The sequence below is a fragment of the uncultured Massilia sp. genome (genome assembly GCF_913773735.1).
Classification (GTDB): Bacteria; Pseudomonadota; Gammaproteobacteria; order Burkholderiales; family Burkholderiaceae_D; genus Telluria.
The window spans coordinates 19,197-43,374 of the sequence record NZ_CAJYEB010000018.1; the positions used below are offsets into that span (position 1 = coordinate 19,197).

Annotated in this window: 18 protein-coding genes and 4 tRNA genes; 7 read left to right on the forward strand and 15 right to left on the reverse strand. The window is 70.8% G+C overall.

Going from position 1 to position 24,178, the window contains the following annotated elements; all coding sequences use genetic code 11:
• Positions 1 to 71: 71 nt before the first annotated feature.
• The 3 genes from QZ749_RS07150 to QZ749_RS07160 form a co-directional block, all read right to left on the reverse strand.
• Positions 72 to 147, reverse strand: a tRNA-Asn gene (locus tag QZ749_RS07150).
• Positions 148 to 349: 202 nt separating this feature from the next.
• Positions 350 to 1,450 carry an acyl-CoA dehydrogenase gene (locus QZ749_RS07155; RefSeq protein WP_296945022.1) on the reverse strand — a complete coding sequence of 367 codons (1,101 nt, stop codon included), beginning with the start codon at positions 1,448 to 1,450 and terminating at the stop codon, positions 350 to 352.
• 63 nt (positions 1,451 to 1,513) lie between these two features.
• Positions 1,514 to 1,589, reverse strand: a tRNA-Asn gene (locus tag QZ749_RS07160).
• 116 nt (positions 1,590 to 1,705) lie between these two features.
• Between QZ749_RS07160 and purT the strand changes: the two genes are divergently transcribed.
• Positions 1,706 to 2,917 (forward strand): formate-dependent phosphoribosylglycinamide formyltransferase, encoded by a 1,212-nt coding sequence (gene purT, locus QZ749_RS07165; RefSeq protein WP_296945023.1) that lies wholly within the window; start codon positions 1,706 to 1,708, stop codon positions 2,915 to 2,917.
• A 35-nt stretch (positions 2,918 to 2,952) separates the two neighbouring features.
• Here purT and QZ749_RS07170 read toward each other — a convergent pair whose 3' ends face one another.
• The 4 genes from QZ749_RS07170 to QZ749_RS07185 all read right to left on the reverse strand — a co-directional run bounded on the left by QZ749_RS07170 (position 2,953) and on the right by QZ749_RS07185 (position 7,589).
• Positions 2,953 to 5,943 carry a sensor histidine kinase gene (locus QZ749_RS07170; protein WP_296945026.1) on the reverse strand — a complete coding sequence of 997 codons (2,991 nt, stop codon included), beginning with the start codon at positions 5,941 to 5,943 and terminating at the stop codon, positions 2,953 to 2,955.
• 144 nt (positions 5,944 to 6,087) lie between these two features.
• A tRNA-Asn gene (locus tag QZ749_RS07175) sits at positions 6,088 to 6,163 on the reverse strand.
• Between the two features lie 90 nt (positions 6,164 to 6,253).
• Positions 6,254 to 6,329: transfer RNA gene (locus QZ749_RS07180), tRNA-Asn, on the reverse strand.
• Between the two features lie 48 nt (positions 6,330 to 6,377).
• Positions 6,378 to 7,589 (reverse strand): amino acid aminotransferase, encoded by a 1,212-nt coding sequence (locus tag QZ749_RS07185; RefSeq protein WP_296945029.1) that lies wholly within the window; start codon positions 7,587 to 7,589, stop codon positions 6,378 to 6,380.
• 107 nt (positions 7,590 to 7,696) lie between these two features.
• Here QZ749_RS07185 and uvrB point away from each other — a divergent pair, with 107 nt between their 5' ends.
• Positions 7,697 to 9,796, forward strand: a complete 2,100-nt coding sequence (gene uvrB, locus QZ749_RS07190; protein WP_296945033.1) for an excinuclease ABC subunit UvrB — start codon at positions 7,697 to 7,699, stop codon at positions 9,794 to 9,796.
• A gap of 61 nt (positions 9,797 to 9,857) precedes the next feature.
• On the opposite strand, the gene QZ749_RS07195 is transcribed toward uvrB, so the two are convergent.
• Entirely contained in the window at positions 9,858 to 10,970 is a 1,113-nt protein-coding gene (locus QZ749_RS07195; RefSeq protein ID WP_296945035.1) for a PEP-CTERM sorting domain-containing protein, read from the reverse strand.
• A 221-nt stretch (positions 10,971 to 11,191) separates the two neighbouring features.
• On the opposite strand from QZ749_RS07195, the gene QZ749_RS07200 reads away from it, so the two are divergent.
• Positions 11,192 to 11,680 (forward strand): RICIN domain-containing protein, encoded by a 489-nt coding sequence (locus QZ749_RS07200; RefSeq protein ID WP_296945036.1) that lies wholly within the window; start codon positions 11,192 to 11,194, stop codon positions 11,678 to 11,680.
• Positions 11,681 to 11,704: 24 nt separating this feature from the next.
• Here the strand turns inward: QZ749_RS07200 and QZ749_RS07205 are convergent, their stop codons facing one another.
• From QZ749_RS07205 to QZ749_RS07225, 5 genes are all read right to left on the reverse strand, one after another.
• The gene (locus tag QZ749_RS07205; RefSeq protein WP_296945039.1) at positions 11,705 to 12,160 is read right to left on the reverse strand and encodes an FKBP-type peptidyl-prolyl cis-trans isomerase; all 456 of its coding nucleotides are present in this window, start codon (positions 12,158 to 12,160) and stop codon (positions 11,705 to 11,707) included.
• 2 nt (positions 12,161 to 12,162) lie between these two features.
• Positions 12,163 to 12,630, reverse strand: a complete 468-nt coding sequence (locus QZ749_RS07210; RefSeq protein ID WP_296945041.1) for an FKBP-type peptidyl-prolyl cis-trans isomerase — start codon at positions 12,628 to 12,630, stop codon at positions 12,163 to 12,165.
• A gap of 96 nt (positions 12,631 to 12,726) precedes the next feature.
• Positions 12,727 to 14,034, reverse strand: a complete 1,308-nt coding sequence (locus QZ749_RS07215; RefSeq protein WP_296945044.1) for a cytochrome c — start codon at positions 14,032 to 14,034, stop codon at positions 12,727 to 12,729.
• Positions 14,031 to 15,797, reverse strand: a complete 1,767-nt coding sequence (locus tag QZ749_RS07220) for a GMC family oxidoreductase (protein WP_296945046.1) — start codon at positions 15,795 to 15,797, stop codon at positions 14,031 to 14,033. The genes QZ749_RS07215 and QZ749_RS07220 overlap by 4 nt, the downstream gene beginning before the upstream one ends.
• Entirely contained in the window at positions 15,794 to 16,531 is a 738-nt protein-coding gene (locus tag QZ749_RS07225) for a gluconate 2-dehydrogenase subunit 3 family protein (RefSeq protein WP_296945048.1), read from the reverse strand. Before QZ749_RS07225 ends, QZ749_RS07220 begins: the two co-directional genes overlap by 4 nt.
• 173 nt (positions 16,532 to 16,704) lie before the next feature.
• Here QZ749_RS07225 and QZ749_RS07230 point away from each other — a divergent pair, with 173 nt between their 5' ends.
• From QZ749_RS07230 to QZ749_RS07245, 4 genes are all read left to right on the forward strand, one after another.
• Positions 16,705 to 17,571, forward strand: a complete 867-nt coding sequence (locus QZ749_RS07230; protein WP_296945051.1) for an alpha/beta fold hydrolase — start codon at positions 16,705 to 16,707, stop codon at positions 17,569 to 17,571.
• Between the two features lie 2 nt (positions 17,572 to 17,573).
• The gene (locus QZ749_RS07235) at positions 17,574 to 18,515 is read left to right on the forward strand and encodes an AEC family transporter (RefSeq protein WP_296945054.1); all 942 of its coding nucleotides are present in this window, start codon (positions 17,574 to 17,576) and stop codon (positions 18,513 to 18,515) included.
• Positions 18,516 to 18,558: 43 nt separating this feature from the next.
• Complete coding sequence (locus QZ749_RS07240) at positions 18,559 to 19,407, forward strand: fumarylacetoacetate hydrolase family protein (protein WP_296945057.1); 849 nt, start codon at positions 18,559 to 18,561, stop codon at positions 19,405 to 19,407.
• A gap of 101 nt (positions 19,408 to 19,508) precedes the next feature.
• Positions 19,509 to 21,479: a bifunctional diguanylate cyclase/phosphodiesterase gene (locus tag QZ749_RS07245; protein ID WP_296945102.1), complete on the forward strand. Its 1,971-nt coding sequence runs from the start codon at positions 19,509 to 19,511 to the stop codon at positions 21,477 to 21,479.
• A gap of 18 nt (positions 21,480 to 21,497) precedes the next feature.
• Here the strand turns inward: QZ749_RS07245 and QZ749_RS07250 are convergent, their stop codons facing one another.
• Both QZ749_RS07250 and QZ749_RS07255 read right to left on the reverse strand, forming a co-directional pair.
• The gene (locus QZ749_RS07250; protein ID WP_296945105.1) at positions 21,498 to 22,424 is read right to left on the reverse strand and encodes a LysR family transcriptional regulator; all 927 of its coding nucleotides are present in this window, start codon (positions 22,422 to 22,424) and stop codon (positions 21,498 to 21,500) included.
• Between the two features lie 71 nt (positions 22,425 to 22,495).
• Complete coding sequence (locus QZ749_RS07255; protein ID WP_296945108.1) at positions 22,496 to 24,139, reverse strand: methyl-accepting chemotaxis protein; 1,644 nt, start codon at positions 24,137 to 24,139, stop codon at positions 22,496 to 22,498.
• Positions 24,140 to 24,178: the final 39 nt, after the last annotated feature.

The window sequence follows — 24,178 nt, forward strand, 5'->3', positions numbered from 1 at the left end:
TTGCACAACGAAAAAAGCCCGCTTCTTGCGAAGCGGGCTTTTCGGTGCTGCAAATCCGGTGCAGCGAATTCTGGCTCCCCGACCTGGACTCGAACCAGGGACCTGCGGATTAACAGTCCGTCGCTCTACCGACTGAGCTATCAGGGAAAAGAGGCCGCATTATAGCGGCAGCTTGCCGGTTTGCCTAGACCTGCCCGGCACGTCGCCCCGGCACACCCCACCGTCGCCCCGGCGCCCCCCCACCGTCGCCCCGGCGCAGGCCGGGGCCGAATTTTCCGGCGTGGTCGCGCACGACGACATTGGATCCCGGCCTGCGCCGGGGTGACGGCATGGGTGCCGGCGGGCAGTGTCAGGAGAGCGGGTCCAGCGGCGTCAGGAGCGCGTGCTGCGCCCCGGTATGGAAATCGCGCCAGACGCGGTTGATATCGCTGTCCTCGCGCGCCGCCTGCAGGCCGCAGTACGGATACAGCGTGTCCACCGCATGGCGCGCCGCCCCCACCCAGGCCATGGCCAGCGCCTGCAGTTCGGCAGCCTGCGCCTCGTCCACGCGCGCGCCGGCGTCCACCCGTTCCCAGGTCGCATCGAGCAGCGCGTAGACCCGGCCGCGCGCGGCTTCCAGCGCGGCCTCGGCCCCGTCCAGCGCCGCGCGCACGGCCGGCACGTCGATCAGCGCCTCGCCATTGCCGAAGCGGTGGCGGCGCTGCCCGATCGCGGCGCGCGCCAGTTCCACGAAGTGCGCGCCCATGCCGGCGACGTTGGCGGCCAGCGTGACGAAGGCGAAGGCCATGAACGGGAAGCGGTACAGCGGCCCCTGCGCGCGGGCGGCGTCCGGATCGATGGTGAAACCGTGGCGCGCGTGCACCCGGCGGCCAGCGACTTGATAGGCATGCGAGGCGGTGGCGCGCAGGCCCAGCGTGCGCCAGTTCGGCACGATCTCGACCAGCGCGGCCGGCACCACGAAGGCCTGGATGCGCGGCTGGCCGAGCGCATCCAGCAGCGGCTTGCCGTCGGCGCGCAGCAGCGCGTTGAACGTGAAATGCGTGGCCATCGGCGCGCCGCTGGCGTAGTCCCACTGGCCGTCGATGCGCCAGCCGTCGCCGTCGCGCTCGGCCACGCCGGTCGGGGCGCCGCTGCCGGCCAGGCAGGCGCGCGGCGTCGCGAGGATCTCGCGCGCCAGCGAGGGGTCGAGGAAGCCGGTGAACCAGCCGGCGCCGGCGCACAAGGTGACGGTCCAGGCCATGCTGCCGTCCACGCGCGCGATCGCCTCTTCCAGGCGCACGACCTGCGGCAGCGGCAGTTCGTCGCCGCCGAGCGCGCGCGGCGCCAGCATGCGCAGCCAGCCGCGCCGGTGGATCAGGGCCTGCTGGACCGGGTGCAGCCAGCGCGCGGCGTCGGCGGCGGGGGCGTGGCGGGCGATGCGTTCGGCGTCGCGGCGGGAGAATGGCGGCATGGGCAAGGTCCGGATACCCGGATATGAAAAAGGCCGCGTTCTCACGCGGCCTTTCATGCATTCTGGCTCCCCGACCTGGACTCGAACCAGGGACCTGCGGATTAACAGTCCGTCGCTCTACCGACTGAGCTATCAGGGAATCGAGGCAATATTATAGCAGGAAATTTGGGGATGCCAATAGCATCCTGCCATGGTGCGCGGGGCGGTGCGGTTTGCTATAGTCGCCCCTATTTTCCAACCACCATTCCGTCTCCAATGACCACGCCACGCACCCTGGGCACGCCCCTCTCCCCTTCCGCCACCAAGGTCATGCTGCTCGGCTCCGGCGAGCTCGGCAAGGAAGTCATCATCTCGCTGCAGCGCCTGGGCGTCGAGGTGATCGCCGTCGACCGCTATCCGAATGCGCCGGGCCACCAGATCGCGCACCGCGCCCACGTGATCGACATGACCGACGGCGCGGCGCTGGAAGCGCTGATCGCGCGCGAACGGCCGGACCTGATCGTGCCGGAGATCGAGGCGATCGCCACGCCCAAGCTGGCCGAGCTGGAAGCGGCCGGCAGGATCACCTGCATCCCGACCGCGCGCGCGGCGCTCTTGACCATGAACCGCGAAGGCATCCGCCGCCTGGCCGCCGAGGAACTGGGTCTCGCCACCTCGCCCTACCGCTTCGCCTCCAGCCTCGAGGAGCTGAAGGCGGCCTGCGCCGAGATCGGCTTTCCGTGCGTGGTCAAGCCGGTGATGTCCTCGTCGGGCAAGGGCCAGTCCAGGCTCGACGGCGCCGCCGACGTCGAGGCGGCCTGGGACTACGCGGCCGCGGGCGGGCGCGTCGACGCCGGCCGCGTGATCGTCGAGGGCTTCGTCGACTTCGACTACGAGATCACGCTGCTGACCGTGCGCGCCGTGGGCGCGGACGGCGCCGTCGAGACGCGCTTCTGCGAACCGATCGGCCACAAGCAGGTGCACGGCGACTACGTCGAGTCGTGGCAGCCGCAGCCCATGACGCCGGGCGCGCTGGCCAACGCGCGCCACATCGCCGAGCGGGTCACGGCCAACCTGGGCGGCCTGGGCGTGTTCGGGGTCGAACTGTTCGTCAAGGGCGACATGGTGTGGTTCTCGGAAGTCAGCCCGCGCCCGCACGACACCGGCATGGTGACGATGGCCACGCAGCACCAGAGCGAATTCGAGCTGCACGCGAAAGCCATCCTCGGCCTGCCGGTGGACGTGGCGCTGCGCGCGCCGGGCGCCTCCGCCGTCATCTACGGCCAGCTGGAACAGGCCGGCATCGCCTTCGAGGGCGTGGCCGAGGCGCTGCGCGTGCCGGGCAGCGACATCCGCCTGTTCGGCAAGCCGGAATCGTTCGCGCGCCGGCGCATGGGCGTGGCGCTGGCCACCGCCGCCGACGTCGACACGGCGCGCGCGCGGGCGCTGGAGGCGGCCTCGAAAGTCAGGCCGGTGCCGGGCAACTAAGGGCCGATCCGGGCGCCCGCCCGGGCCCGCGCCGCTCAGCGCTCGATGTAGGCCTGGCGCGCCGGTACCGCCAGCCGCACCGTCGTGCCGCGCCCCGGCTGGCTGTCGATGACCAGCAGCCCGTTCACGCGCTCGGCGCGCTCGCGCATGCCGGCCAGTCCCCAGTGCCCCGGGCGGGCGCCGCCGCGCGCCACCTCGGCGGGCAGGCCGCAGCCGTCGTCGGCGACCGAGACCGTCAGGGCGCGCTTGCCGTAGCCCAGCGCCACCCGGACCGTGCGCGCGCCGGCATGGGTGGCGGCATTGCGCAGCGCCTCGCGCGCGATGTGCGCGACCTCGTCCTCGACGGCATCGTGCAGCGGCCGCTGCTCCCCGATCACGCGCAGCACGAACTCGGTGCCGGGCGCGGTCTCGCGCTGCTGCTGCAGGCAGCGCGCCAGCGCCTCGCCGAGTTCGACGGCGTCGTCCCCGCGCAGTTCGGCCAGATGGCTGCGCCCCTCCACCAGCGCGTCGCTGGCATGCGCGCGGATGGTCTCGATCTCGCTGCGCGCGCCGGTGTCGGTCAAGCGCGCGGCGACGGCGTCGAGGCGCATCAGCACCGCCTGCAGCGACTGCAGGAAGGAGTCGTGCAGGGCCCGCGCGATGCGTTCGCGCTCGGCGGTCTTGACGCGCAGGCGCTCGGCCAGGCGCGCGGTCAGGTAACGCACGCGGTAGCGGTACAGCGCCGCCGCCAGGCCCGCCAGCACAACGGCCAGCAGCGCGTGGAACCATGGCGACTGCAGCATGGTGGGCGCGACCCGCAGCGCCAGCGTCGCCTCGCCGGTGCCGGCCACGCCGTCCTCGTTGTAGGCGCGCACGCGGAAGCGGTAGTCGCCCGGCGGCACCTGCGTGTACTCGGCCGCGCGGCGCGCCCCGGCGTCCTGCCAGTCGCTGTCGAAGCCGTCCAGGCGGTATTCGAAGCGCACCTTTTCCGGCATGCGCAGCGCCGGCGCCGTGAAGGCGATGCCGAAACGCGCGGTGCCGGGCGCGATGGCGACCGTGCCGGCCGGCGCCAGCATGCCGGCCGGCGTCTGCACCCCTTCCACCTGCGGCGTCGGCGCGACGCCGTTGCGGCGGGGCGCGGCGCTGTCGAGCGTGGCCACGCCCTCGGTGCCGATGAACCACAGCAGGCGGCCGTCGCCGCTGGTCGCCGTGGGCTGGCCGCTCTCGACCAGCGCACGGCCCGGGTAGCCGTCGCCCGCGCCGAACCGTTCGTAGCGCAACGGCGCATCCGGCTGCGCGAGCGCGCGGCGCCAGTCGTCGGCGCGCACGTGCAGGACGCCGGCGGCGCCGTTCAGCCAACGGTCGCCGTCGGGCGTGGCGACCAGGCCCGAGATGCCGCGCAAGGCATCCGGATCGGCCGTGCGCAACAGGCGCACGTGGCCGTCGCGCAGCACCCCCAGGCCATCGTCGCCGCCCACCACCACGTCGGCGCCGGGGAAGATGCCGGTGATCCAGCCCACCGCCCGCGCGTCGAGATGCGCGCGCTTGCCGTTGTCCCAGAACACGAGTTCGCCGCCGGCGCGCGCCTGCCACATCTGGCCGGGCGCGCCGGGCACCAGGAGGTAGACCTTGTCGGTGAGGTTGAATTCGGTCCAGGACCGCCACCGCATCCCGTCCCAGCCGATCAGGCTGGTGTCCGCGGTCGCGGTCCAGATCATCTTGCCGTCGTCGAGCAGCACGAAGGGCTTGCGGTCGCGCGGCTTGCCGTCCGCCCCCGGCGGCATCGCGATGACGGTGCGGCTGCCGTCCGCCTCCTGGCGCCAGATGGCGCGGCTGCCCGCGACCAGGATGCCGCCGTCGCGCGCCCGGGCGACGATGCGCGCGACCGGCCCGGGCACGGCGCGCGGCAGGCGGCCCGGCTGCAACTGCCACAGCCCGCCATCGTTGTCGGCGGCCCACAGGCGCCCCAGGCCGTCGGCGGCCATGCTGACGTTGACGCCGCCGGGCAGGCCGGCGTGCACCAGGCGCCCGGGGCGGAAGCGGTCCAGGCCGCGGTCGGTGGCGATCCAGACATTGCCTTCGCGGTCTTCGAGGATGTGGCGCGCCTCGGCGCCGGACAGCGCCGGCGCGCCGCCCGGGGCAGCCTCGAAGGCCGCCGGCGCATCCGGCCCCGCCGCGCCGGCCACGGCCCTGCCCAGGCACAGGGATTGTCCCGGGCAGCGCAGCTTCCACAGCGTGCCGGCGCCATCGAACAGTCCCGCGAAACGCGAACCGGACGGATTGGCGCGCGCCGGCCGCGCGTTCGGCCCCTGCGGCGCCGACAGCCGCACGGCGCCGGTGCCGTTCTTGGCCAGCGCCCACATGCTGCCGTCGGGCGCCAGCACCAGGCTGCCGGTGCGGCGCGTGACGATGTCGAAGCGCTTGCGCAGCGGATCGTAGCGCTTGACGCCGGCATCGGACGCCGCCCACAGGCGCCCCTGCGCGTCGACCGCGAGGCTGCTCAGGCCCGGCCCGTCCCAGGACGGGTCGCGGTCCACCGCTTCCCATGCCTGCCCCGTGCGGCGGTAGATCGCGTTGCCGACCGCCCACAGCACGCCGTCGCCATCCACCGCCAGCGCATTCACGGTGCCGATGGCCGGACCGTCGGAGCCGGACAGTTCCTCGACGCGGCCGTCGGGGTGCAGTACCGAGACGCCGCCGCCGAAGATGGCGACGATCAGTTCGCCGCCCGGCGCCGCCGTCATGTCGTAGGTGCGCACGCGGCCCAGCGCACCGGGCGCGCGCACGAAGCGGATGCCGTCGAACCGGTACAGCCCATGGCTGGTCGACAGCCACAGCCAGCCGTCCGGCGTCTGCGCCATGCCGAGGATGTCGGCCGGCAGCCCGTTCTCGGCCGTCCACTGGCTGTGCTGGTAGCCGGCCAGCCGGGTCTGCGCCGGCCATGCCAGCTCGGCGCCGGTCGCGCCGGCGCATGCGAAGACGACGAGAACGCAGGCAGTGGCGAATGCGCGCAGGCGCGCCGCCCGGTGGCGCCGGATCATGTGCATGGATCATCCCTGTTGTGGTGGCGACAGCTTACCGAATCCGGCTGCGTTGCGGCAACGGTATCGGGGTTTTCCAGGGGAATGGAGGCATGGATGGGCGCACCAAATAAAAAAGGGCATCGATTACCGATGCCCTTTCTCGAATTCTGGCTCCCCGACCTGGACTCGAACCAGGGACCTGCGGATTAACAGTCCGTCGCTCTACCGACTGAGCTATCAGGGAATTGTGCTGCGTGTTGCTATTATAACCGCCCCGTCGCGGCTTGCACAGGCGATCTTGCCAATCGTGCATGCCGCGCCAAGGCCGAATACTTGGCTCCCCGACCTGGACTCGAACCAGGGACCTGCGGATTAACAGTCCGTCGCTCTACCGACTGAGCTATCAGGGAATTGCTCTCGATCCAGCGCTTGCGCGCCGAATCGGAAGAGCCAGGATTTTAGAGAACTTTTGCGATGGCGTCAACGACGCGATCGATGTTCTTCGAGTTCAGCGCGGCAACGCAGATGCGGCCGGTGTCCACGGCGTAGATCGATTCGGCGCGCAGCGCCTCGACCTGTTCCTTGGTCAGGCCCGAGTACGAGAACATGCCGACCTGCTCGCGCACGAACTCGAAATCCTTGCCCGGCGCCTTTTCGGCCAGCTTTTTCACCAGTTCGTCGCGCATCTGCTTGATGCGCACGCGCATGCCGGCTAGTTCGTCTTCCCAGGTCTGGCGCAGTGCCGGGGTCGACAGCACGGTGGCGACGACCTTGCCGCCGTGGGTCGGCGGGTTCGAGTAGTTGGTGCGCACGATGCGCTTGAGCTGCGACAGCAGGCGCGCCGCTTCCTCGGCCGACGCGGCCACCACCGACAGCGCGCCGACGCGTTCGCCGTACAGCGAGAACGACTTCGAGAACGAGTTCGACACCAGCAGCGGACCCCCCGCATCGACGAAGCGGCGCACGACGGCGCCGTCTTCCGCGATGCCCGAACCGAAGCCCTGGTAGGCCATGTCCAGGAACGGGATCAGGCCGCCGGCCTTCACCGCCTCGATCACCTGGCCCCACTGCGCGGGCGTCAGGTCGGCGCCGGTCGGGTTGTGGCAGCAGGCGTGCAGCACGACGATGGCGCCGGCCGGCATCGCCTGCAGCGCGGCCAGCATGCCGTCGAAGTTCACGCCGTGGGTCGCCGGATCGTAGTAGGCGTAGTTGTTCACGGTGAAGCCGGCGCTTTCGAACAGCGCGCGGTGGTTTTCCCAGCTCGGGTCGCTGATGTAGACGCTCGAGTCCGGCGAGAAACGCTTGAGGAAGTCGGCGCCGATCTTCAGCGCGCCGGTGCCGCCCAGGGCCTGCACGGTGACCGCACGTTTCTCTTGAATTACGGCGCTGTCGGCACCAAATACCAGTTCCTGCACAGCCTTGTCGTACGCACCCAGGCCCTCGATCGGCAGGTAGGTGCGCGGGGCCGGTTGCTCCATCAACATCGCTTCCGCTTTGCGTACGCAATCCAGCAGCGGCACTTTCCCGTTGTCATCGTAGTACACGCCCACGCCCAGGTTGATCTTGGCGGGATTGGTGTCTGCATTGAAAGCTTCGGTGATGCCCAGGATGGGGTCGCGCGGGGCCATGGCGATGGCGCCGAAGATGCTGGCAGGAGCTGTGGAATTCATCGTGATAAACTTGGTTTGTCGGCTGGGTTCGCAGCGGTTGTATAGACAGCGGCCAGGCGTTCTGGCAGGCCGCAGGCGGATTCTCATTCTAGCAAAGGTCTGATCCCATGGCAGATTTATCGGTCGTAAATTCCCCCGAGCCAACCGTCATCACGTTCCCCGACTCCCCGTTCAAGCTGCACCAGCCCTTCCCGCCCGCCGGCGACCAGCCGACGGCGATCCAGGGCCTGGTGGAAGGCATCGACGACGGCCTGATGTACCAGACGCTGCTCGGCGTGACGGGCTCCGGCAAGACCTATACGATGGCCAACGTGATCGCCCGCGCGGGCCGTCCGGCGATCGTGTTCGCCCCCAACAAGACGCTGGCGGCCCAGCTGTACGCGGAGTTCCGCGAGTTCTTCCCGCAGAACGCGGTCGAGTACTTCGTCTCCTACTACGACTACTACCAGCCGGAAGCCTACGTGCCGCAGCGCGACCTGTTCATCGAGAAGGACTCGTCGATCAACGAGCACATCGAGCAGATGCGCCTGTCGTGCACCAAGTCGCTGATGGAGCGGCGCGACGTCGTCATCGTCGCCACCGTGTCGGCCATCTACGGTATCGGTAATCCGAACGAGTACCACAAGATGATCCTGACGCTGCGCCACAAGGACAAGGTGGCGCAGCGCGACATCATCGCGCGCCTGATCCAGATGCAGTACACCCGCAACGAGATGGATTTCTCGCGCGGTTCGTTCCGCGTGCGCGGCGACACCATCGACATCTTCCCGGCGGAACACGCGGAACTCGCGATCCGCGTCGAGATGTTCGACGACGAGATCGATTCGCTGCAGTTGTTCGACCCGCTGACCGGCAAGGTGCGCCAGAAGATCCCGCGCTTCACCGTCTATCCGGGTTCGCACTACGTTACCCCGCGCTCGACCGTGCTGCGCGCCGTCGATTCGATCAAGGCCGAGCTGAGCGACCGCCTGGAACAGTTCCGCCAGCAGGGCAAGCTGCTGGAAGAGCAACGCCTCGAGCAGCGCACGCGCTTCGACCTGGAAATGCTGGCCGAGGTGGGCTTTACCAAGGGCATCGAGAACTATTCGCGCCACCTGTCCGGCGCCATGCCGGGCGAGCCGCCGCCGACGCTGATCGACTACCTGCCCAAGGACGCGCTGATGTTCATGGACGAGTCGCACGTGATGATCGGCCAGCTCAACGCCATGTACAACGGCGACCGCTCGCGCAAGGTGAACCTGGTCGACTACGGCTTCCGCCTGCCGTCTGCGCTGGACAACCGCCCGCTGAAGTTCGAGGAGTTCGAGCACAAGATGCGGCAGTGCATCTTCGTGTCGGCGACGCCGGCCGAGTACGAGAAGGCGCATGCCGACAACGTGGTCGAGCAGGTGGTGCGCCCGACCGGCCTGGTCGACCCGAAGATCCTCGTCAAGCCGGCGCGCTCGCAGGTCGACGACCTGATGGGCGAGATCAACGACCGCATCGCCAAGGACGAACGCGTGCTGGTGACGACGCTGACCAAGCGCATGGCCGAGCAGTTGACGGAATACCTGGGCGACCACGGCATCAAGGTGCGCTACCTGCACAGCGACATCGACACGGTGGAACGCGTCGAGATCCTGCGCGACCTGCGCCTGGGCACGTTCGACGTGCTGGTCGGCATCAACCTGCTGCGCGAGGGCCTGGACTTGCCCGAGGTGTCGCTGGTGGCCGTGCTGGACGCCGACAAGGAAGGCTTCCTGCGTTCGGAGCGCTCGCTGATCCAGACCATCGGCCGCGCCGCCCGCAACCTGAACGGCGTGGCGATCCTGTACGCCGACCAGGTCACCGATTCGATGAAGCGCGCGATCGACGAGACCGAACGCCGACGCGCCAAGCAGATCGCCTTCAACGAGGCGAACGGCATCGTGCCGAAGGGCGTGAACAAGAAGATCAAGGACATGATCGACGGCGTCTACAGCGCGGCCGCCGCGAAGACCATGCTGGAAGGCGCGCACGAATCGGCCCAGGCCGCCGCCAAGGTCGAGGGCATGTCCGAGAAGCAGATCTCGAAGGAGATCAAGCGCCTCGAGAAGCTCATGGTCGACCACGCCAAGAACCTCGAGTTCGAGAAGGCGGCGCAGGTGCGCGACCAGTTGCACGTGCTCAAGCAACAGGCCTTCGGCGCGCCGGGGGCGGACAACGTGGTGTCGATACTGGGCAAGTGATGCCCGGGCAAGGAACCGTCTTCGACAGACCGGCGTCCCCGCGCGGGCGGGGACGACGTTCCTATGCCGACGATGCGGCAGCCCTCCCGCGCCTGCGCGCCAGCGCCACGACGCCCAGGCCGATCCCCGCCATGGCCCAGCTGCCCGGCTCCGGCACCTGCGACACCAGGTCGAGCCGCACCGCGTAGCACAACTCCCCCTTGCACGCCGTGCCGGCGATCTGCGCGACGTCGTTGATCGCCTGCGCGTCGCGGATCGTCCAGCCGGCGGCGGGGTCGATCAGCGCGTTCAGGTCGACCATCGCGCCATCCTCGTAGAGAAAGCCGTGCAGGCCCCCGTCCGTGACGGCGCTGCCGACGATCTGGCCCAGGTTGTTGATGTCGTAGGCCATGCTGTCGGCGTCGGCCGCCAGCGAGCCGAGGTTCTGCAGGACCCCGTCGGCGTACAGCAGGGCCCGGCGCGGATACAGGTTGCCGCCGATGTTCTCGATGGTGCCGGAACCGACGACGTGGCCGGCGTCGTTGATCGAATAGCCGTAGGCCCATGGACCGGCGAACCCGCCCAGGTCGCTCAGCACCCCGTCCTGGTAGAGGATCACGTTGGTCGGCCAGTTGCCGCCGCGCGCCCACTCGGCGGCGCCGGTGATGGCGCCGGTGTCGTTGATCGCATAGCCGTAGCTGCCGGCCTCCTCGATCAGCGTGCCGGCATCCGTGTAGACGCCCCCCGCGTAGCTGTACGCGTGGGAATAGGCGAAGCCGTCGGCCCCCGCCACGCCGAACGACCCGGTGATGGTGCCGCTGTTGTTGATGCCGTAGGCGCTGAAGCTGCCGTCCAGCCGGTTCAGGCTGCCGCCCTCGTAGAGGAAACCGTTGCCGCGGCCGCTGTCCGCGCTCCAGATCGAGCCGACCACCTGCCCGTGGTCGTTCACGTGGCGCGCGGCCGACGCCGCGCCCTCCCCGGTATCGAGGTCGCGCAGCGTGCCGTCCGCGTACACGAAGGCATGGGAGGTGTCGCCCGCCGCGAGCTGGCCGACGACGACGCCGTGGAGGTTGACGTCGTAGGCGACGCTGCCGATGCCGCCGACGACCGTCACCGCATAGCGCGGCGGCGCGACGAGGGGATCGGCCCGGGCGGTGGCCACGGCGGCAGGAAGCAGGACCGGTGCCAGGAGCACTGGCAGCAATTTCCTTGGATGAATGAACTTACTGATCTCAATATTGAGCTCAAGCACGGTGTTCTCCTCGAAGTGATCAAGATGCCTCACCTCCCACCATACGGGCTTGCCGGGGCGGCGATTCTGCGCCAGCGCAGCCGGCGTGGTGCGTACGCGCGGCCCCGTGCAGGCGCGCAGCAGTCGTGCTAGTGTCGAGCCAACCACCACCGAAGGAGACCACGATGCCCCCTCGCCTCGCCTGCGCCGCGCTCGCGGCCCTGAACCTGCTCGCCGCGCCGGCCTTCGCCGCCGACGAGATCACCTATCTGCAGAACGCCCTGGACGGCCGCGGCCGCTGCCTGGCCAGCGCCCACGGCGCCGTCGCGATGGCGGCGTGCGACCAGTCGCCGGCCCAGCAATGGGTCCTGACGCCGGGCGCGCTGCCCGGCTACGTGACGTTCCACACGGTGGCCGACGGCGCCGGCACGTGCCTGGAAGCCCAGCCGGCCGATGGCAAGAACGTGCTGCACATGGTCGCCTGCGGCAAGGCCGACGCCCAGCAGTGGTACGTCGCGCGCCAGGGCTACGTGCCGCGCCGCATGCACCTGACCAACCGCGCGGCCGGTTCCACCCGCTGCCTGGAGGCGCAGCAGGCCGGCATCAAGCTGACGCCGTGCGGCCGGAAGCAGCCGGGACACCAGTGGCGCAGCGAGTCCACGCCCACGATGTGAGGCCGCGCCGGGCGGCGGCGCTGCTCACTCGACCTCGAGCAGCTCGATCTCGAACACCAGGTTGGCCCCCGGCGGAATCGGCCCCGCCCCTTCCTTGCCGTAGCCCATGGCCGCCGGCACGACCAGCGTGCGCTTGCCGCCCACGCGCATGCCCGCCACGCCCTCGTCCCAGGCCTGGTAGACCTTGCCGCCGCCGATGCGAAACGGATACGGCATGCGTTGGTGGGAACTGTCGAACTGCTGGCCGCGCATCCCGGGCGCCTTCGGGTCGTACATCCAGCCCGTGAAGTGCACGGTGACGCGGTCGCCGACGCCGGCCTGCTTGCCGGTGCCGACCACGGTATCGATCTTCCGGAAGACGATGGCCGAGGTGTCGGCGACGAGCGGCGGCGGCGGCGGCGCTTCCTTGCGGCGCTCGCAGCCGGCCAGCGCGCCCACGAGCGCAACACCCACGATACAGGCGCTGATCGCGGACTTCATGCTCAGTTCACGTCGAGCAGTTCGACGTCGAAGATCAGGTTGGCCTTCGGCGGGATCGGGCCGATGCCGTCGTCGCCGTAGCCCAGCGCGGCCGGGATGACCAGCGTGCGCTTGCCGCCGACCTTCATGCCGTCCACGCCCTGGTCCCAGCCCTTGATGACCTGGCCGCCGCCGAGCAGGAAGGTGAAGGGTTCGCGGCCGACCGAGCTGTCGAACTTGGCGCCCTTCTGCCCCGGTTCGTTGGGCGCGAACAGCCAGCCGGTGTAGTTCACGGTGACCTTCATGCCCGGGCCGGCGACCTTGCCCGTGCCTTCGACGGTGTCGATCTTCCTGAATTCCTGGACGGAGGTGTCGGCGGCCACGGCCGGGGTGGCCGGCGTGGCCGGGGCCGCCGTCTTCTGGCGGTCGCAGGCGGACAGGGACAGGACCAGCGCCAGGCCCAGCGCGCCTGCGGTAAGCATCGATTTCATGGATTTCTTCGGGATGGTGGACAAGTCCAGCAGTATTCCCGACTGCGCGCCATTGCACAAGGGCGCCTGGCGTGCATCCTTCCCGCCGCGCGCGCCTCAGCGGCGCAGCCGGGCGACGTCGCGCGCCGCCACCGGCGCCGCCCGGTTGCCCCAGCTGGCGCGCACGAAGCTCGCGATGTCGGCGACTTCCTCGTCGCTCAGGCGTTCGGCGAACGACGGCATCGTGAACTGCGCCGGCGTGGCGGCCGTGCGCGCCGTCTGCATACCGGCCAGGACGATGCGCACGACCGAGTCCGGCTGCGCGGCCACGACGGCCGGGTTGCCGGCCAGCGCCGGGAACACGCCCGCGTAGCCCTTGCCATCGGGACGGTGGCAGGCGGCGCAGTTGTCCAGGTACAGCAGCGCGCCGCGCGCCCCGGCGTCGCCCTTGCGCAGCGCCGTGCTGGTGGCGGGGTCGTAGGCGAACGCCCCGGCGCCGGGGCCGTCGTCCTTCAGCGACTTCAGGTAGCGCGCCACCGCGAGCGCATCGTCCGCCGTCACGTACTGCGTGCTGTTGGCCACCACCTCGTTCATCGAGGCGAACGCCATGCCGTGCACGTTGCTGCCGGTGCGCAGGAATTCGGCGATCTGCTGCTCGCTCCACGCGCCGATCGTCGTGCGGTCGCCGTTGCGCAGGCTGGGCGCATGCCAGCCGTCGATGAGGGCACCGGACAGGAAGGCGGGGCCGTCGGCCGCCGCCAGCGCGCGCACCTGCAGGCCGGGACCGCGCGGCGTGTGGCAGTCGCCGCAATGCCCCAGCCCTTCGACGATGTAGGCGCCGCGGCGCAGCACGGCGTCGCCGGTGTCCAGGGCGAACGGTTGCGGCGTCGGGGCGAACACCCAGCGCCAGACCGTCAGCGGCCAGCGCATCGACAGCGGGAACGGGATCTCGTTGTCGCGCTCCGGCACCGCGGCCGGCTGCACGCCGCGCATGAAATACGCGTACAGCGCGGCCACGTCCTCGGGCGTGGTGCGCGAGTAGGCGCTGTACGGCATGGCCGGGTACAGCGTATGGCCGCCCGCCACGCCGTAGCGCAGCGCGCGGTCGAAGTCGGCCAGCGTGTAGTTGCCGATGCCGTAACGGCGGTCCGGCGTGATGTTGCTGGTGTAGATGGCGCCGATCGGCGTTTCCATGCGCAGGCCGCCGGCGAAGGCCGGCTGGCCCGCCACGCTGTGGCAGGCGGCGCAGTCGCCCAGGCGCGCGAGGTAGGCGCCGCGCGCGATCGCCGCCGCGTCGCCGCGGCCGGCCTGCGGCTGGGCGCCGGCATGCGTGTCCGACCAGCGCGTGGCCCCGAACAGGGCCAGCACGCCGGCGAGGGCCGCGGCGCCCGCGCCCAGCAGTACGTTGCGTGTCGTCGTCTTCATGCGTGCACCAGCGGGCCGCCGGTCTTCAGGTAGGTCGAACGGATCTTCGCCGCGGCGAAATAGGTGAGCGCGCCCACCAGCCCGGTCGGGTTGTAGCCGATGTTCTGCGGGAACGACGAGGCGCCGAACACGAACACGTTGGGCACGTCCCATACCTGCGAATAGCGGTTCAGCACGCTGTTCGTGCGGTTCGTGCCGATGATGGCGCCGCCCGTGTTGTGCGTGGACTGGTAGACGCGCACGTCGTAGGACTCGCCGGGCTGGATGACGTGCTGGCTGGTGCGCTGCGGCTTCATCGCGCGCACGATCTCGGCCGCGCGCGCCGACGTGAACGCCGTCATCGCCAGTTCGTTCGGATGCCAGTCGAAGGTCATGCGCAGCAGCGGCAGTCCGTGGGCATCGCGGTAGGTGGGGTCGAGGTCCAGGTAGCGGTCGCGGTAGGACATCACGGAACCCATCGTCGCGACCGAGCTGGTGTGCGCATAGTGCGTGCGCACGGCGCGCTTCCAGCCGCTGCCCCAGCGCGGCGCGTCCGGCGGCAGCGGCATCTGCACGATCGGGCGCCCGCCGGTGGCGCCGGCGAAGATCAGCGCGCCGCCGACGAAGCCCTTGCCGGCATGGTCGAAATGGTCGGCGTTGAAGTCGTCGATGGCCATCTGGCCCGCCGCGCCGGCGCCGACGAACGGGTTCATGTGCACGTCCTCGCCGAAGTACGCGGTGGTGCTGCTGACCATCTGGTAGGCGTAGTTCTTGCCGACCACGCCCTTGCCGGTGGCCGGGTCGTAGGGTTCGCCGATGCCGGACAACAGCAGCATGCGCACGTTGTTCAGCTGGAAGCTGGCCAGCACCACCATCGCGGCGCCCTGCTCCACCTGCCTGCCGCTGGCGTCGATGTAGCGCACGCCGGTGGCGCGCCGGCCCTCCTTGTCGAGCAGGATGCGCGTGGCGTAGGCGTTGTGCCGCACCTCGAGGTTCGGGCGGCCCTTCAGCACGGGGATGATGGTGGTCTGCGGCGCCGCCTTCGAGTACAGGAAGCAGCCGAAGCCTTCGCAGAAGCCGCACAGGTTGCACGGTCCCATGCGCACGCCGTACGGATTCGTGTACGCCGTCGTGCTGTTCGCGGCGGGCACGGGGAACGGCTTGTAGCCCAGCGCGCGCGCCGCGCCGGCAAACAGCTGCGAACTGAGGATCGGCGGCATCGGCCGCGCCGGGAACGGATTGCTGCGCGCGCCCTCGTGGTGGTTGCCGCCTTCCTGCAGCCGGCCCATGATGTTGCCGGCGACGCCGGCCACGCCGTTGACCTTCTCGAAGTGGTCGAAGTACGGTTCGAGCTCGGCGAAGTCGATGCCGTAGTCCTGGATCGTCATGTCGGGGGGGATGAACTTCTTGCCGTAGCGTTCCTCGTAGACGCTGCGGATGCGCAGGTCGTTCGGCGAGGCGCGCCACTGCTGGCCGTTCCAGTGCGCGCCGGCGCCGCCGGTGCCGTTGCCGAGGATGAAGGAGCCGTACTGGCGGTACGGCACGGCCGTCTCGCCGGGACGGTGGCGCACCGTCACGGTCTCGCCGGCCAGCGGCTGCCACAGGTCGCCGCGCACCGCGTATTTCAGTTCGTCGGCGATGCGCGGGTAGACGAAATCGGTGCCGGTGTCGCGCGCCGGCCCGCGTTCGAGCACGACCACCGACAGGCCGGCGTCGGTCAGTTCCTTCGCCATGATCGCGCCGGTCCAGCCGAAGCCGATGATGACCGCGTCCACCGCCTTCATGCGCGCCCCCGCGATCCGCCGATGGACACCGGGCCGTACGGATACGGCTTGCCCTGCTGGTCGATCCAGTCGGTGAAGTCGGCGCGCGCGCCGGGAAAGCCGACCATCTTCCAGGCCGCCATGTCGCGGTTGCCGCCGTACATCGGGTCGGCGAAATAGCCTTCGCGGGTATTGCGCAGCAGGAGGGCGAAGAAGGCGCCGGCGAGCGCGGCGTCCGGCGCCAGCGTGCCGCCGTCGGCCAGCGCCAGGACGGCGTCGCGGCGCGCCGCGTCGAGGTCGGCGAACGCCTCGCCGTGCGCCTGGCGCGCGCCGCGGTCGATGGCGGCGATGCCGGCGCGGTACAGCTCGCGCGGCGTCATGCGCATCTGGTAGCCGAGCGTGGGCGGCGCCTCCGGATGGAACGGCCCCTGCATGTACCAGTAGGCGCCGTGCCCGTACGGCAGCTGCATCTGGCGGTCGAGGAACACCGGCACGCCGGCCTCCACGCCGCCCGGGCCGTTGCCGTCGGCCGGGATCAGGCGGTCCACGGCGGCGCGCACGAACGCCCATTCCGCCGGCGTGAAGTAGCCCGGCGCGGCGTCCGCGGCGGGGGCCGCCGTCGCCGGCGCCTGCGACGCGGCGAGCGCGGAAGACACGGCCATGCCGGCGGCGCCGCGCAGGAAATCGCGCCGGCGCAGCGGTACGACATGCTGCCGCGGCGCGCGGTCGTCGGGGTCGGGGGCGTGGTCGTCCATGGTGTCGTTCCTCGTGGCGGGGGGAGATCGCAACGAGTGTAGACCGGGAAAAATCGGCGCCGCTCCTACGAAAGTCGGATTGTCGGGATTTGTCGCCATACCCGATCCTTTGGCAGGTACGGGGTCCCGCGGGCCCTGTTCCAATGGCGCGATCGACCACGGACGAGGACCCCATGAGCATCGACATCCGCCATCACACCGTTACCGCCAACGGCATCCGCCAGCACTACGTCGAGGCCGGCGACGGACCGCCCGTCGTGCTGCTGCACGGCTTTCCCGAAACGCATTTCGCGTGGCGCTTCCAGATCCCGGCACTGGCGAAGCACTACCGCGTGATCGCGCCGGACCTGCGCGGCTACGGCGAGACCGACAAGCCGGCCGGCGGCTACGACAAGCGCAACATGGCGCGCGACCTGCTCGAGCTGCTGCGCGCGCTGGGCATCGGGCGCATCGCGCTGGTCGGCCACGACCGCGGCGCGCGCGTGGCCACGCGCTTCACCAAGGACCACCCGGACGTCGTCGACCGCCTGGTCGTGATGGACAACGTCCCGACCCGCATCGTGGCGCGCGAATTCAGCCCGGCGGTCGCGAAGTCGTACTGGTTCTTCATTTTCAACCAGGTACCCGACCTGCCGGAAGCGCTGATCGCCGGGCGCGAGGACCTGTGGCTGCGCCACCTGTTCTCGGACTGGTGCTACAACCCGCTGGCCATCGACGGCGAGGCGTTCCGGACCTACGTCGAGGCCTACCGCCGCCCGGGCGCCGTGCGCGGGGCGATGGCCGACTACCGCGCGATCGCCGAGGACGTCGAACAGGACAAGGTCGACGCCGACGTCAAGATCGCCTGCCCGACGCTGTCGCTGTGGGGCGCCGACTTCCACGCCGTCGGCAAGATGTTCGACATGGCCGCGATCTGGGCGGAGATGGCGAGCGACCTGCGCACCTACGCGGTGCCGCAGTCGGGCCACCTGCCGCAGGAGGAACAGCCGGCGCTGGTGAACGCGCAACTGCTGGACTTCCTGCAGGGCTGGAAAGGCTGACCATGAGCGTCCTGTTCTCCATCGTCCTGCCGATCTTCGCGCTGATCGGGGCCGGCTGGCTGGCGCGCCGCGCCGGCTGGATGGGGGCGGCGGGGGCGTTCGAGATGAACCGCTTCGTGGTCTACCTCGGCATCCCGGCGCTGCTGTTCCAGGTGATGGCCAAGGCGAGCTGGCGGGAACTGGACATGCCCGGCTTCATCGCCGCGTTCGGCCTGGCCTGCGCGGCGATCTACGCGCTGACCGTCGCCGTGTGCCGCTGGCGCGGCAGCGCCCTGCCCGACGCCAGCCTGGACGGCCTGAACGCGGGCTACGCCAACGTCGGCTTCATCGGCTTTCCGCTGTGCCTGGCGGCGTTCGGGCCGCAGAGCATGACGCCGGTGACGATCACGGCCATCATCACCGTCTGCATCCTGTTCGGCATCGCCGTGACGGTGGTGGAACTGGGCCTGAACGACGGCGTCGCCAAGGACAGGATCCTCGCCAAGGTCGGCCTGTCGCTGCTGAAGAACCCGATGCTGCTCGCGCCCGTGCTGGGCGCGTGCTACGCCGACCTCGGCCCGCCGCTGCCGGCCGGGGTCGACCGCTTCCTGTCGCTGCTGGCGGCCGCGGCCAGCCCGTGCGCGCTGGTGTCGCTGGGCCTGTTCATCGCCGACGCGCGCGCGCGGCCGCGGCTGCCGGCGCTGTCGGTCCAGGTGACGCTCAAGCTGGTCGGCCAGCCGCTGCTGACGTGGCTCCTGGCGCACTGGGTGTTCCACCTGCCGCCGACGCAGACCGCCATCGCCGTCGTGCTGGCCGCGCTGCCGACCGGCACCGGCCCGTTCATGCTGGCGAACATGTACGGGCGCGACGCCGGCAACATCGCCGGCAGCATCCTCGCCTCCACCGTGCTGTCGATCCTGACCATCTCGGTCCTGATCACCTGGTTCACGCAGGGCGGCGCCTGAGCGCCCGCCCTCCCATCGACCTTTTCACTCTCGGGAACACGTCATGAAACTGCTTCGCTACGGCCCGCGCGGCCGTGAAAAGCCGGGCCTGCTCGATGCGCACGGCACGATCCGCGACCTGTCCGGCCTGATCGACGACATCGGCCCGCGCACGCTGGATCCGGAGGCGCTGCGCGTGCTGCGCGCGCTCGACCCGGCGCGCCTGCGCGCCGTCGACGCCGGGCAGCGGCTGGGCATTCCGTGGAGCGGCATCGGCAAGATCGTCGCGATCGGCCTGAACTACCGCGACCACGCGGCCGAGGCGGGCCTGCCGATCCCCGCCGAACCCGTGATGTTCACGAAATGGACGAGCTGCCTGAACGGCCCGGACGACGACGTGGTCGAACCCATCGAGGCCAGCCGGCTGGACTGGGAGGTGGAACTCGGCATCGTGATCGGCACGCGCGCGGCGGACGTGCCGGAAAGCGCCGCGCTGGAGCACGTGGCCGGCTACTGCGTAGCCAACGACGTCACCGACCGCGCGTTCCAGATGGAGCGCAGCGGCGGCCAGTGGAGCAAGGGCAAGGGCTTCGACACCTTCGGCCCCGTCGGCCCCTGGCTGGTGACGGCCGACGAGGTCCCGGACCCGCAGGCGCTGTCGCTGTGGCTCGACGTGAACGGCGAGCGGATGCAGACGGGGAACACGGCGACGATGATCTTCGGCTGCGCGCAGCTGGTCAGCTACTGCAGCCGCATGATGACGCTGGAGCCGGGCGACCTGATCATCACCGGCACGCCGCCCGGCGTCGGCATGGGCAAGACACCGCCGCGCTACCTGCAGACCGGCGACGTCATGACGCTCGGGATCGACGGACTGGGACGGCAGTCGCAAAGGCTGGTGGCGCGGCGCTGACGCCGCCCTTTCATTAGTTTCGCTTATCGCCGCCCGCGCCTGAAACCAATTGGCGCCGGACCGCCGATCGTCGCGATACTGTCGTGGACCAAGGAGCGACCATGACGAATTCCCGACGCCGGATGCCGGTACGCTGCGGGCGCGCGAGCGCCGAATGGCTGGCGTTCGCGCTGGCCGGCGCCGCCAGCCTGGCCGCCAGCCTGCTGTTCTTCCGCCAGGACCGCCTGCTGGTGCGTCCCGACGAGCTCGGGCCGTGGACGCGGCTGGCCGTGATGTTCCTGTCGGCCTGGGTGCTGCTGTTCGTGCTGGGCGGGTGGACGCTGGCCGACCTGCAGCGCCGCCGCCGCGCCCGCGCCGCCGCCGCGCGGCGCCGCGACGCGGCGCAGCGCGAGCAGGCCGAACGCATCGAACTGGCGCTGGCCGGCGCCGACCTCGGGCTGTGGGACTGGAACCTCGCGTCGGGCCGGCGCGAAGTCAACGGGCGCGGCGCCAGCATGCTCGGCTATGCGCCGGACGAGATCGACACGGTCGACGCGTTCTACCGCGACGTGCATCCCGAGGACGTGGCGCCGGTGCGCGCGGCGCTCGAGCGCCACCTGCGCGGCGAGGCCCGGCGCTACGAGGCGGAATTCCGCCTGCGCCACCGCACCCGGGGCTGGGTCTGGGTCCATTGCCGCGGCAAGGTGATCGAGCGCGACGCCGCGGGACGGCCGCTGCGCCTGCTCGGCACGCGCATGGACATCAGCGCGCGCAAGCAGGCCGAGCGCGAGATCCACCACCTCGCCTGCTACGACCCGCTGTCGACGCTGCCCAACCGCCGCCTGCTGCTGGAGCGCCTGGACGCGGCGGCGGCGCGGGCGGCGCGCGAGCACCGGCACGGGGCGGTCCTGCTGGTCGACCTCGACCACTTCAAGGCGATCAACGACGGTCTCGGCCACGATGCCGGGGACCGGGTGATCCGCGCCGTCGCGGCGCGCCTGCGCGCGGCCGTGCGCGACGGCGGCAGCGTCGCGCGCCTGGGCGGCGACGAGTTCGCCGTGCTGCTGGACGCGCTCGACGCCGATCCCGCCGCGGCGCTGGCGCAGGCCGCCGCCACGGGCGAGGAACTGCTGCGCAAGCTGGGCCGCCCGCACCGCGTCGGCAAGCGCGAGGTCTACGCCACGCCCAGCATCGGCGCCGCCCTGTTCGGGGCCGGCGGCGGCCGCGCGGGCGACCTCCTGAAGCAGGCCGACCTGGCGATGTGCGCGGCCAAGGCGGCGGGGCGGCATGCGCTGCGCTTCTTCGATCCCGCCATGCAGCAGCGCGTCGCCGAGTCGGCGCTGCTGGAAGCGGACCTGCGCGCGGCCCTGGGCACCGGCCAGTTCCTGCTGCACTACCAGCCCATCGTCGACGCCGGGCTGCGCATCCTGGGCGCCGAGGCGCTGGTGCGCTGGCAGCACCCACGGCGCGGGATGGTCCGCCCCGACGCCTTCATCGCGCTGGCCGAGCGTACCGGCCTGATCGTGCCGCTGGGCCAGCACGTGATGGAACAGGCGTGCGCCCAGCTGGCGCGCTGGGCGCGGCAGGCGCGGACGGCCGCCTGGACGCTGTCCGTCAACGTCAGCGCGCGCCAGTTCCGCCAGCCCGGCTTCGTGGAGCGCACCCTGCAGACGCTGGCGCGCAGCGGCGCCGATCCGGCCCTGCTGAAGCTGGAACTGACGGAAAGCGCCCTGCTCGAGGACATCGACGACGTGGCCGCCAAGATGCAGTCGCTGCGCGCGCACGGCATCCGCTTCTCGCTCGACGATTTCGGCACCGGCTACTCGTCGCTGAGCTACCTGAAGCGGCTGCCGCTGTGCCAGCTGAAGATCGACCGCACGTTCGTGCAGGACGCCTGGTGCAACGCCAGCGACGCCGCCATCGCGCGCGCCATCATCGCGCTGGCGGGCAGCCTGGGCCTGGAAGTGGTCGCCGAGGGCGTCGAGACGGCCGCGCAGCGCGACTTCCTGGTCGCCAGCGGCTGCACCGTCTTCCAGGGCTACCTGTTCGGCCGTCCCGTTCCCGCACTGGGCGACGCGGCGCTGGCGGCCTGACGGCGCCGCGCCGCCGCGTCAGTATTTCGCGTTGAGCAGCACCTGCGTGCGGAACGCCTCTTCCATCACGGCCTCCGCGAACTCGTGCACCAGCGCGTCCGGTTCGGCGGCGCGCATGAACAGGTGCACGGTCAACTGGCCCAGGTCCGCGATGGGGCGCATCGTGACGCCGGGCGGCAGCGCCGTGAAGATGTAGGCCGCGCCGATCATCAGGCCCGCGCCTTCGCTCGCCATCGAGATGCCCATCTGGACCTGCTGGGTCTCGTACACGAACTGCGGCGTGAAACCGGCGCGCCGGCAGGCGCCCACCAGCATGTCGTGAAGATGCGGCACCACCTGGCGCTCGAAGAACACGAGGCGCTCGCCCGCCAGGTCCGCCACCGACAGCGACGTGCGCGCCGCCAGCGGGTGGTCGGCGCGCATGACAGCGACCCACGGCCCGCTCAGGACCGGGCGCGCCGCGATGCCGCTGCCGGCCGTGGGCATGAACGCGGGCACGCCGACGCCGACGTCGATGATGTTCCTGGCCAGCGCATCGAACTGCAGGCCCGCGTGCATCTCGTGGCGCAGCACCTTCAGGCCCGGATAGGCGGCGCGCAGGCGCACCAGCGCCGGCGGGATGAAGGGAAGATTGGTGTATTCGACCATGCCGAGCGACAGCACGAACTCGCGTTCGTCGGCGGTCTCGCGGGTCAGCCGCAGCGCCCGCTGCAACTGCTCGAACATCTTGTCGAGTTCCTCCTGCAGCACCGCGCCGGCCGGCGTCAGCGCCACCCGGCGGCCGTCGCGCACGAACAGCGCCACGCCGACGAACTCCTCGAGCTTGCTGATCTGCTGGCTCAGCGCCGGCTGCGTGATGAAGGCCAGGTCGGCCGCCTTGCGGAAATGAAGCTCCTGCGCCAGGATGGCAAAATAGCGCAGCTGGCGCAGTTCGATACCTCGCATCGCGTCCTCGTCCGGGGCGCCGTCGGAGTGACGGCGGCTCGACGCGATCGTTGCACATTCCGCAGGCGAAATCAATTTGCGGACGCCATGCTCATCCTTAAGATAGGGTTGGCGTCCTGCTCCCGGCGCCGTGCGTCGCGCGGCGCGGCGGCGGCCGGCGCGGCGGGCGCCGCCAGGCGGAACACGGCCACGGCCGCGGACAGCCGCGCCGCCTGTTCGCGCAGCGACGCGGAGGCCGCCGCCGCTTCCTCGACGAGCGCCGCGTTCTGCTGGGTCGCCTGGTCCATCTGCGCGACCGTCTGGTTGACCTGGCCGATGCCGTCGCTCTGCTCCCGGCTGGCCCCGGCGATCTCGCGCATGCGCTGCTGCACGCCGTCGATGCCGGCGACGATGCGCTCCATCGTGCCGCCCGCCTCGCGCACCAGCGCCGCGCCGGCCGCCACCTGCGCGCCGGAGGCGCCGATCAGGTCCTTCACCTGCCGCGCCGCGGCGGCGCTGCGGTGCGCCAGGTTGCGCACCTCGCCGGCGACGACGGCGAAACCGCGTCCCTGGTCCCCCGCGCGGGCCGCCTCGACCGCCGCGTTCAGCGCCAGGATGTTGGTCTGGAAGGCGATGCCGTCGATGACGCCGATGATCTCGGCGATGCGCGCGGCCGAGGCGTCGATGGCGTCCATCGTGTCGATCACGCGCCGCACGACGGCGCCGCCGCGGCGCGCGCCATCCGCCGCCGCTTCCGCCTGGCGGCTGGCCGCGTGGGCGTTCTCGCTGGCCTGGCGCACCGCCGCCGTCAGCTGTTCCATCGACGCGGCAGTCTCTTCCAGCGACGCGGCCTGCTCCTCGGTGCGCGCCGACAGGTCGAGGTTGCCGCTGGCGATCTCGCACGAGGCGCCGGCGATGGTGTCGGCGCCGGCGCGGATCGTGCCGACCGTCGTCGCCAGCATCGCCTGCATGCGCGCCATCGCGCCCAGCACGCTCGTCTCGTCGCCGGGCCGCGTGGCCACCGCGACGGCCAGGTCGCCGGCGGCGATGCGGCTCGCGATCGCGGCCGCGTAGGCCGGTTCCCCGCCGAGCTCCTTCATCAGGCCGCGGTGGATGACGACCACCAGCGCGCCCAGCGCCGCGCACAGCGCCGCCAGCAGCGCCGCGCCGCGCGCCAGGCCGCGTTCGAACGCGTGCTCGATGTCGTCGACGTAGACGCCGGAACTGAGGTTCCAGTCCCACGGCGCGAAGTGCGCGACGCGCATCAGCTTCGGCTCCTCGACGGTGCTGCCCGGACGCGGGTAGGCGTAGCGCACGAAGCCCGCGCTGCCTTCGCGCCCGATGCGCGCGACTTCCTCGAACACGTGGACGCCGTTGCCGTCCCGGTAGCCGGCGAGGTTCTTGCCCGTCATGTTGGCCAGGAAGGGATGCATCACCACGTTGGCGCGCGAGTCGGTGACGGTCAGGTAGCCGTCCTTGCCGTAGCGGAAATGGCGCAGCCGCTCGAGCGCCTGCGCCCGCGCCTGCTCCGGCGTCAGCAAGCCTTTCGCGGCCATGCCGGCATACTCTTCCACGATGCTCATCGCGGCGTCGACGATGTTGGTGAGGTCGGCGCGGCGCTCGTCGATGCGCACGACGCGTTGCTCCCAGGCGCCGTAGCCGGCCAGCGCGGCCATGCACAGCAGGGCCAGCACGGAGGGAATCCACAATCTGCGGGAAAACGTCAGGGCTTTCATCACATCCTTCATGGTTGTCGGTACCGACGAAGTATGTGA

Bases quoted from the DNA above. Each gene is read 5' to 3' on its own strand.
- QZ749_RS07155 (WP_296945022.1), bottom strand. From the start codon at position 1,450: ATGCCGCCATTCTCCCGCCGCGACGCCGAACGCATCGCCCGCCACGCC.
- purT (WP_296945023.1), top strand. From the start codon at position 1,706: ATGACCACGCCACGCACCCTGGGCACGCCCCTCTCCCCTTCCGCCACC.
- QZ749_RS07170 (WP_296945026.1), bottom strand. From the start codon at position 5,943: ATGCACATGATCCGGCGCCACCGGGCGGCGCGCCTGCGCGCATTCGCC.
- QZ749_RS07185 (WP_296945029.1), bottom strand. From the start codon at position 7,589: ATGAATTCCACAGCTCCTGCCAGCATCTTCGGCGCCATCGCCATGGCC.
- uvrB (WP_296945033.1), top strand. From the start codon at position 7,697: ATGGCAGATTTATCGGTCGTAAATTCCCCCGAGCCAACCGTCATCACG.
- QZ749_RS07200 (WP_296945036.1), top strand. From the start codon at position 11,192: ATGCCCCCTCGCCTCGCCTGCGCCGCGCTCGCGGCCCTGAACCTGCTC.
- QZ749_RS07205 (WP_296945039.1), bottom strand. From the start codon at position 12,160: ATGAAGTCCGCGATCAGCGCCTGTATCGTGGGTGTTGCGCTCGTGGGC.
- QZ749_RS07210 (WP_296945041.1), bottom strand. From the start codon at position 12,630: ATGAAATCGATGCTTACCGCAGGCGCGCTGGGCCTGGCGCTGGTCCTG.
- QZ749_RS07215 (WP_296945044.1), bottom strand. From the start codon at position 14,034: ATGAAGACGACGACACGCAACGTACTGCTGGGCGCGGGCGCCGCGGCC.
- QZ749_RS07220 (WP_296945046.1), bottom strand. From the start codon at position 15,797: ATGAAGGCGGTGGACGCGGTCATCATCGGCTTCGGCTGGACCGGCGCG.
- QZ749_RS07225 (WP_296945048.1), bottom strand. From the start codon at position 16,531: ATGGACGACCACGCCCCCGACCCCGACGACCGCGCGCCGCGGCAGCAT.
- QZ749_RS07230 (WP_296945051.1), top strand. From the start codon at position 16,705: ATGAGCATCGACATCCGCCATCACACCGTTACCGCCAACGGCATCCGC.
- QZ749_RS07235 (WP_296945054.1), top strand. From the start codon at position 17,574: ATGAGCGTCCTGTTCTCCATCGTCCTGCCGATCTTCGCGCTGATCGGG.
- QZ749_RS07240 (WP_296945057.1), top strand. From the start codon at position 18,559: ATGAAACTGCTTCGCTACGGCCCGCGCGGCCGTGAAAAGCCGGGCCTG.
- QZ749_RS07245 (WP_296945102.1), top strand. From the start codon at position 19,509: ATGACGAATTCCCGACGCCGGATGCCGGTACGCTGCGGGCGCGCGAGC.
- QZ749_RS07250 (WP_296945105.1), bottom strand. From the start codon at position 22,424: ATGCGAGGTATCGAACTGCGCCAGCTGCGCTATTTTGCCATCCTGGCG.
- QZ749_RS07255 (WP_296945108.1), bottom strand. From the start codon at position 24,139: ATGAAAGCCCTGACGTTTTCCCGCAGATTGTGGATTCCCTCCGTGCTG.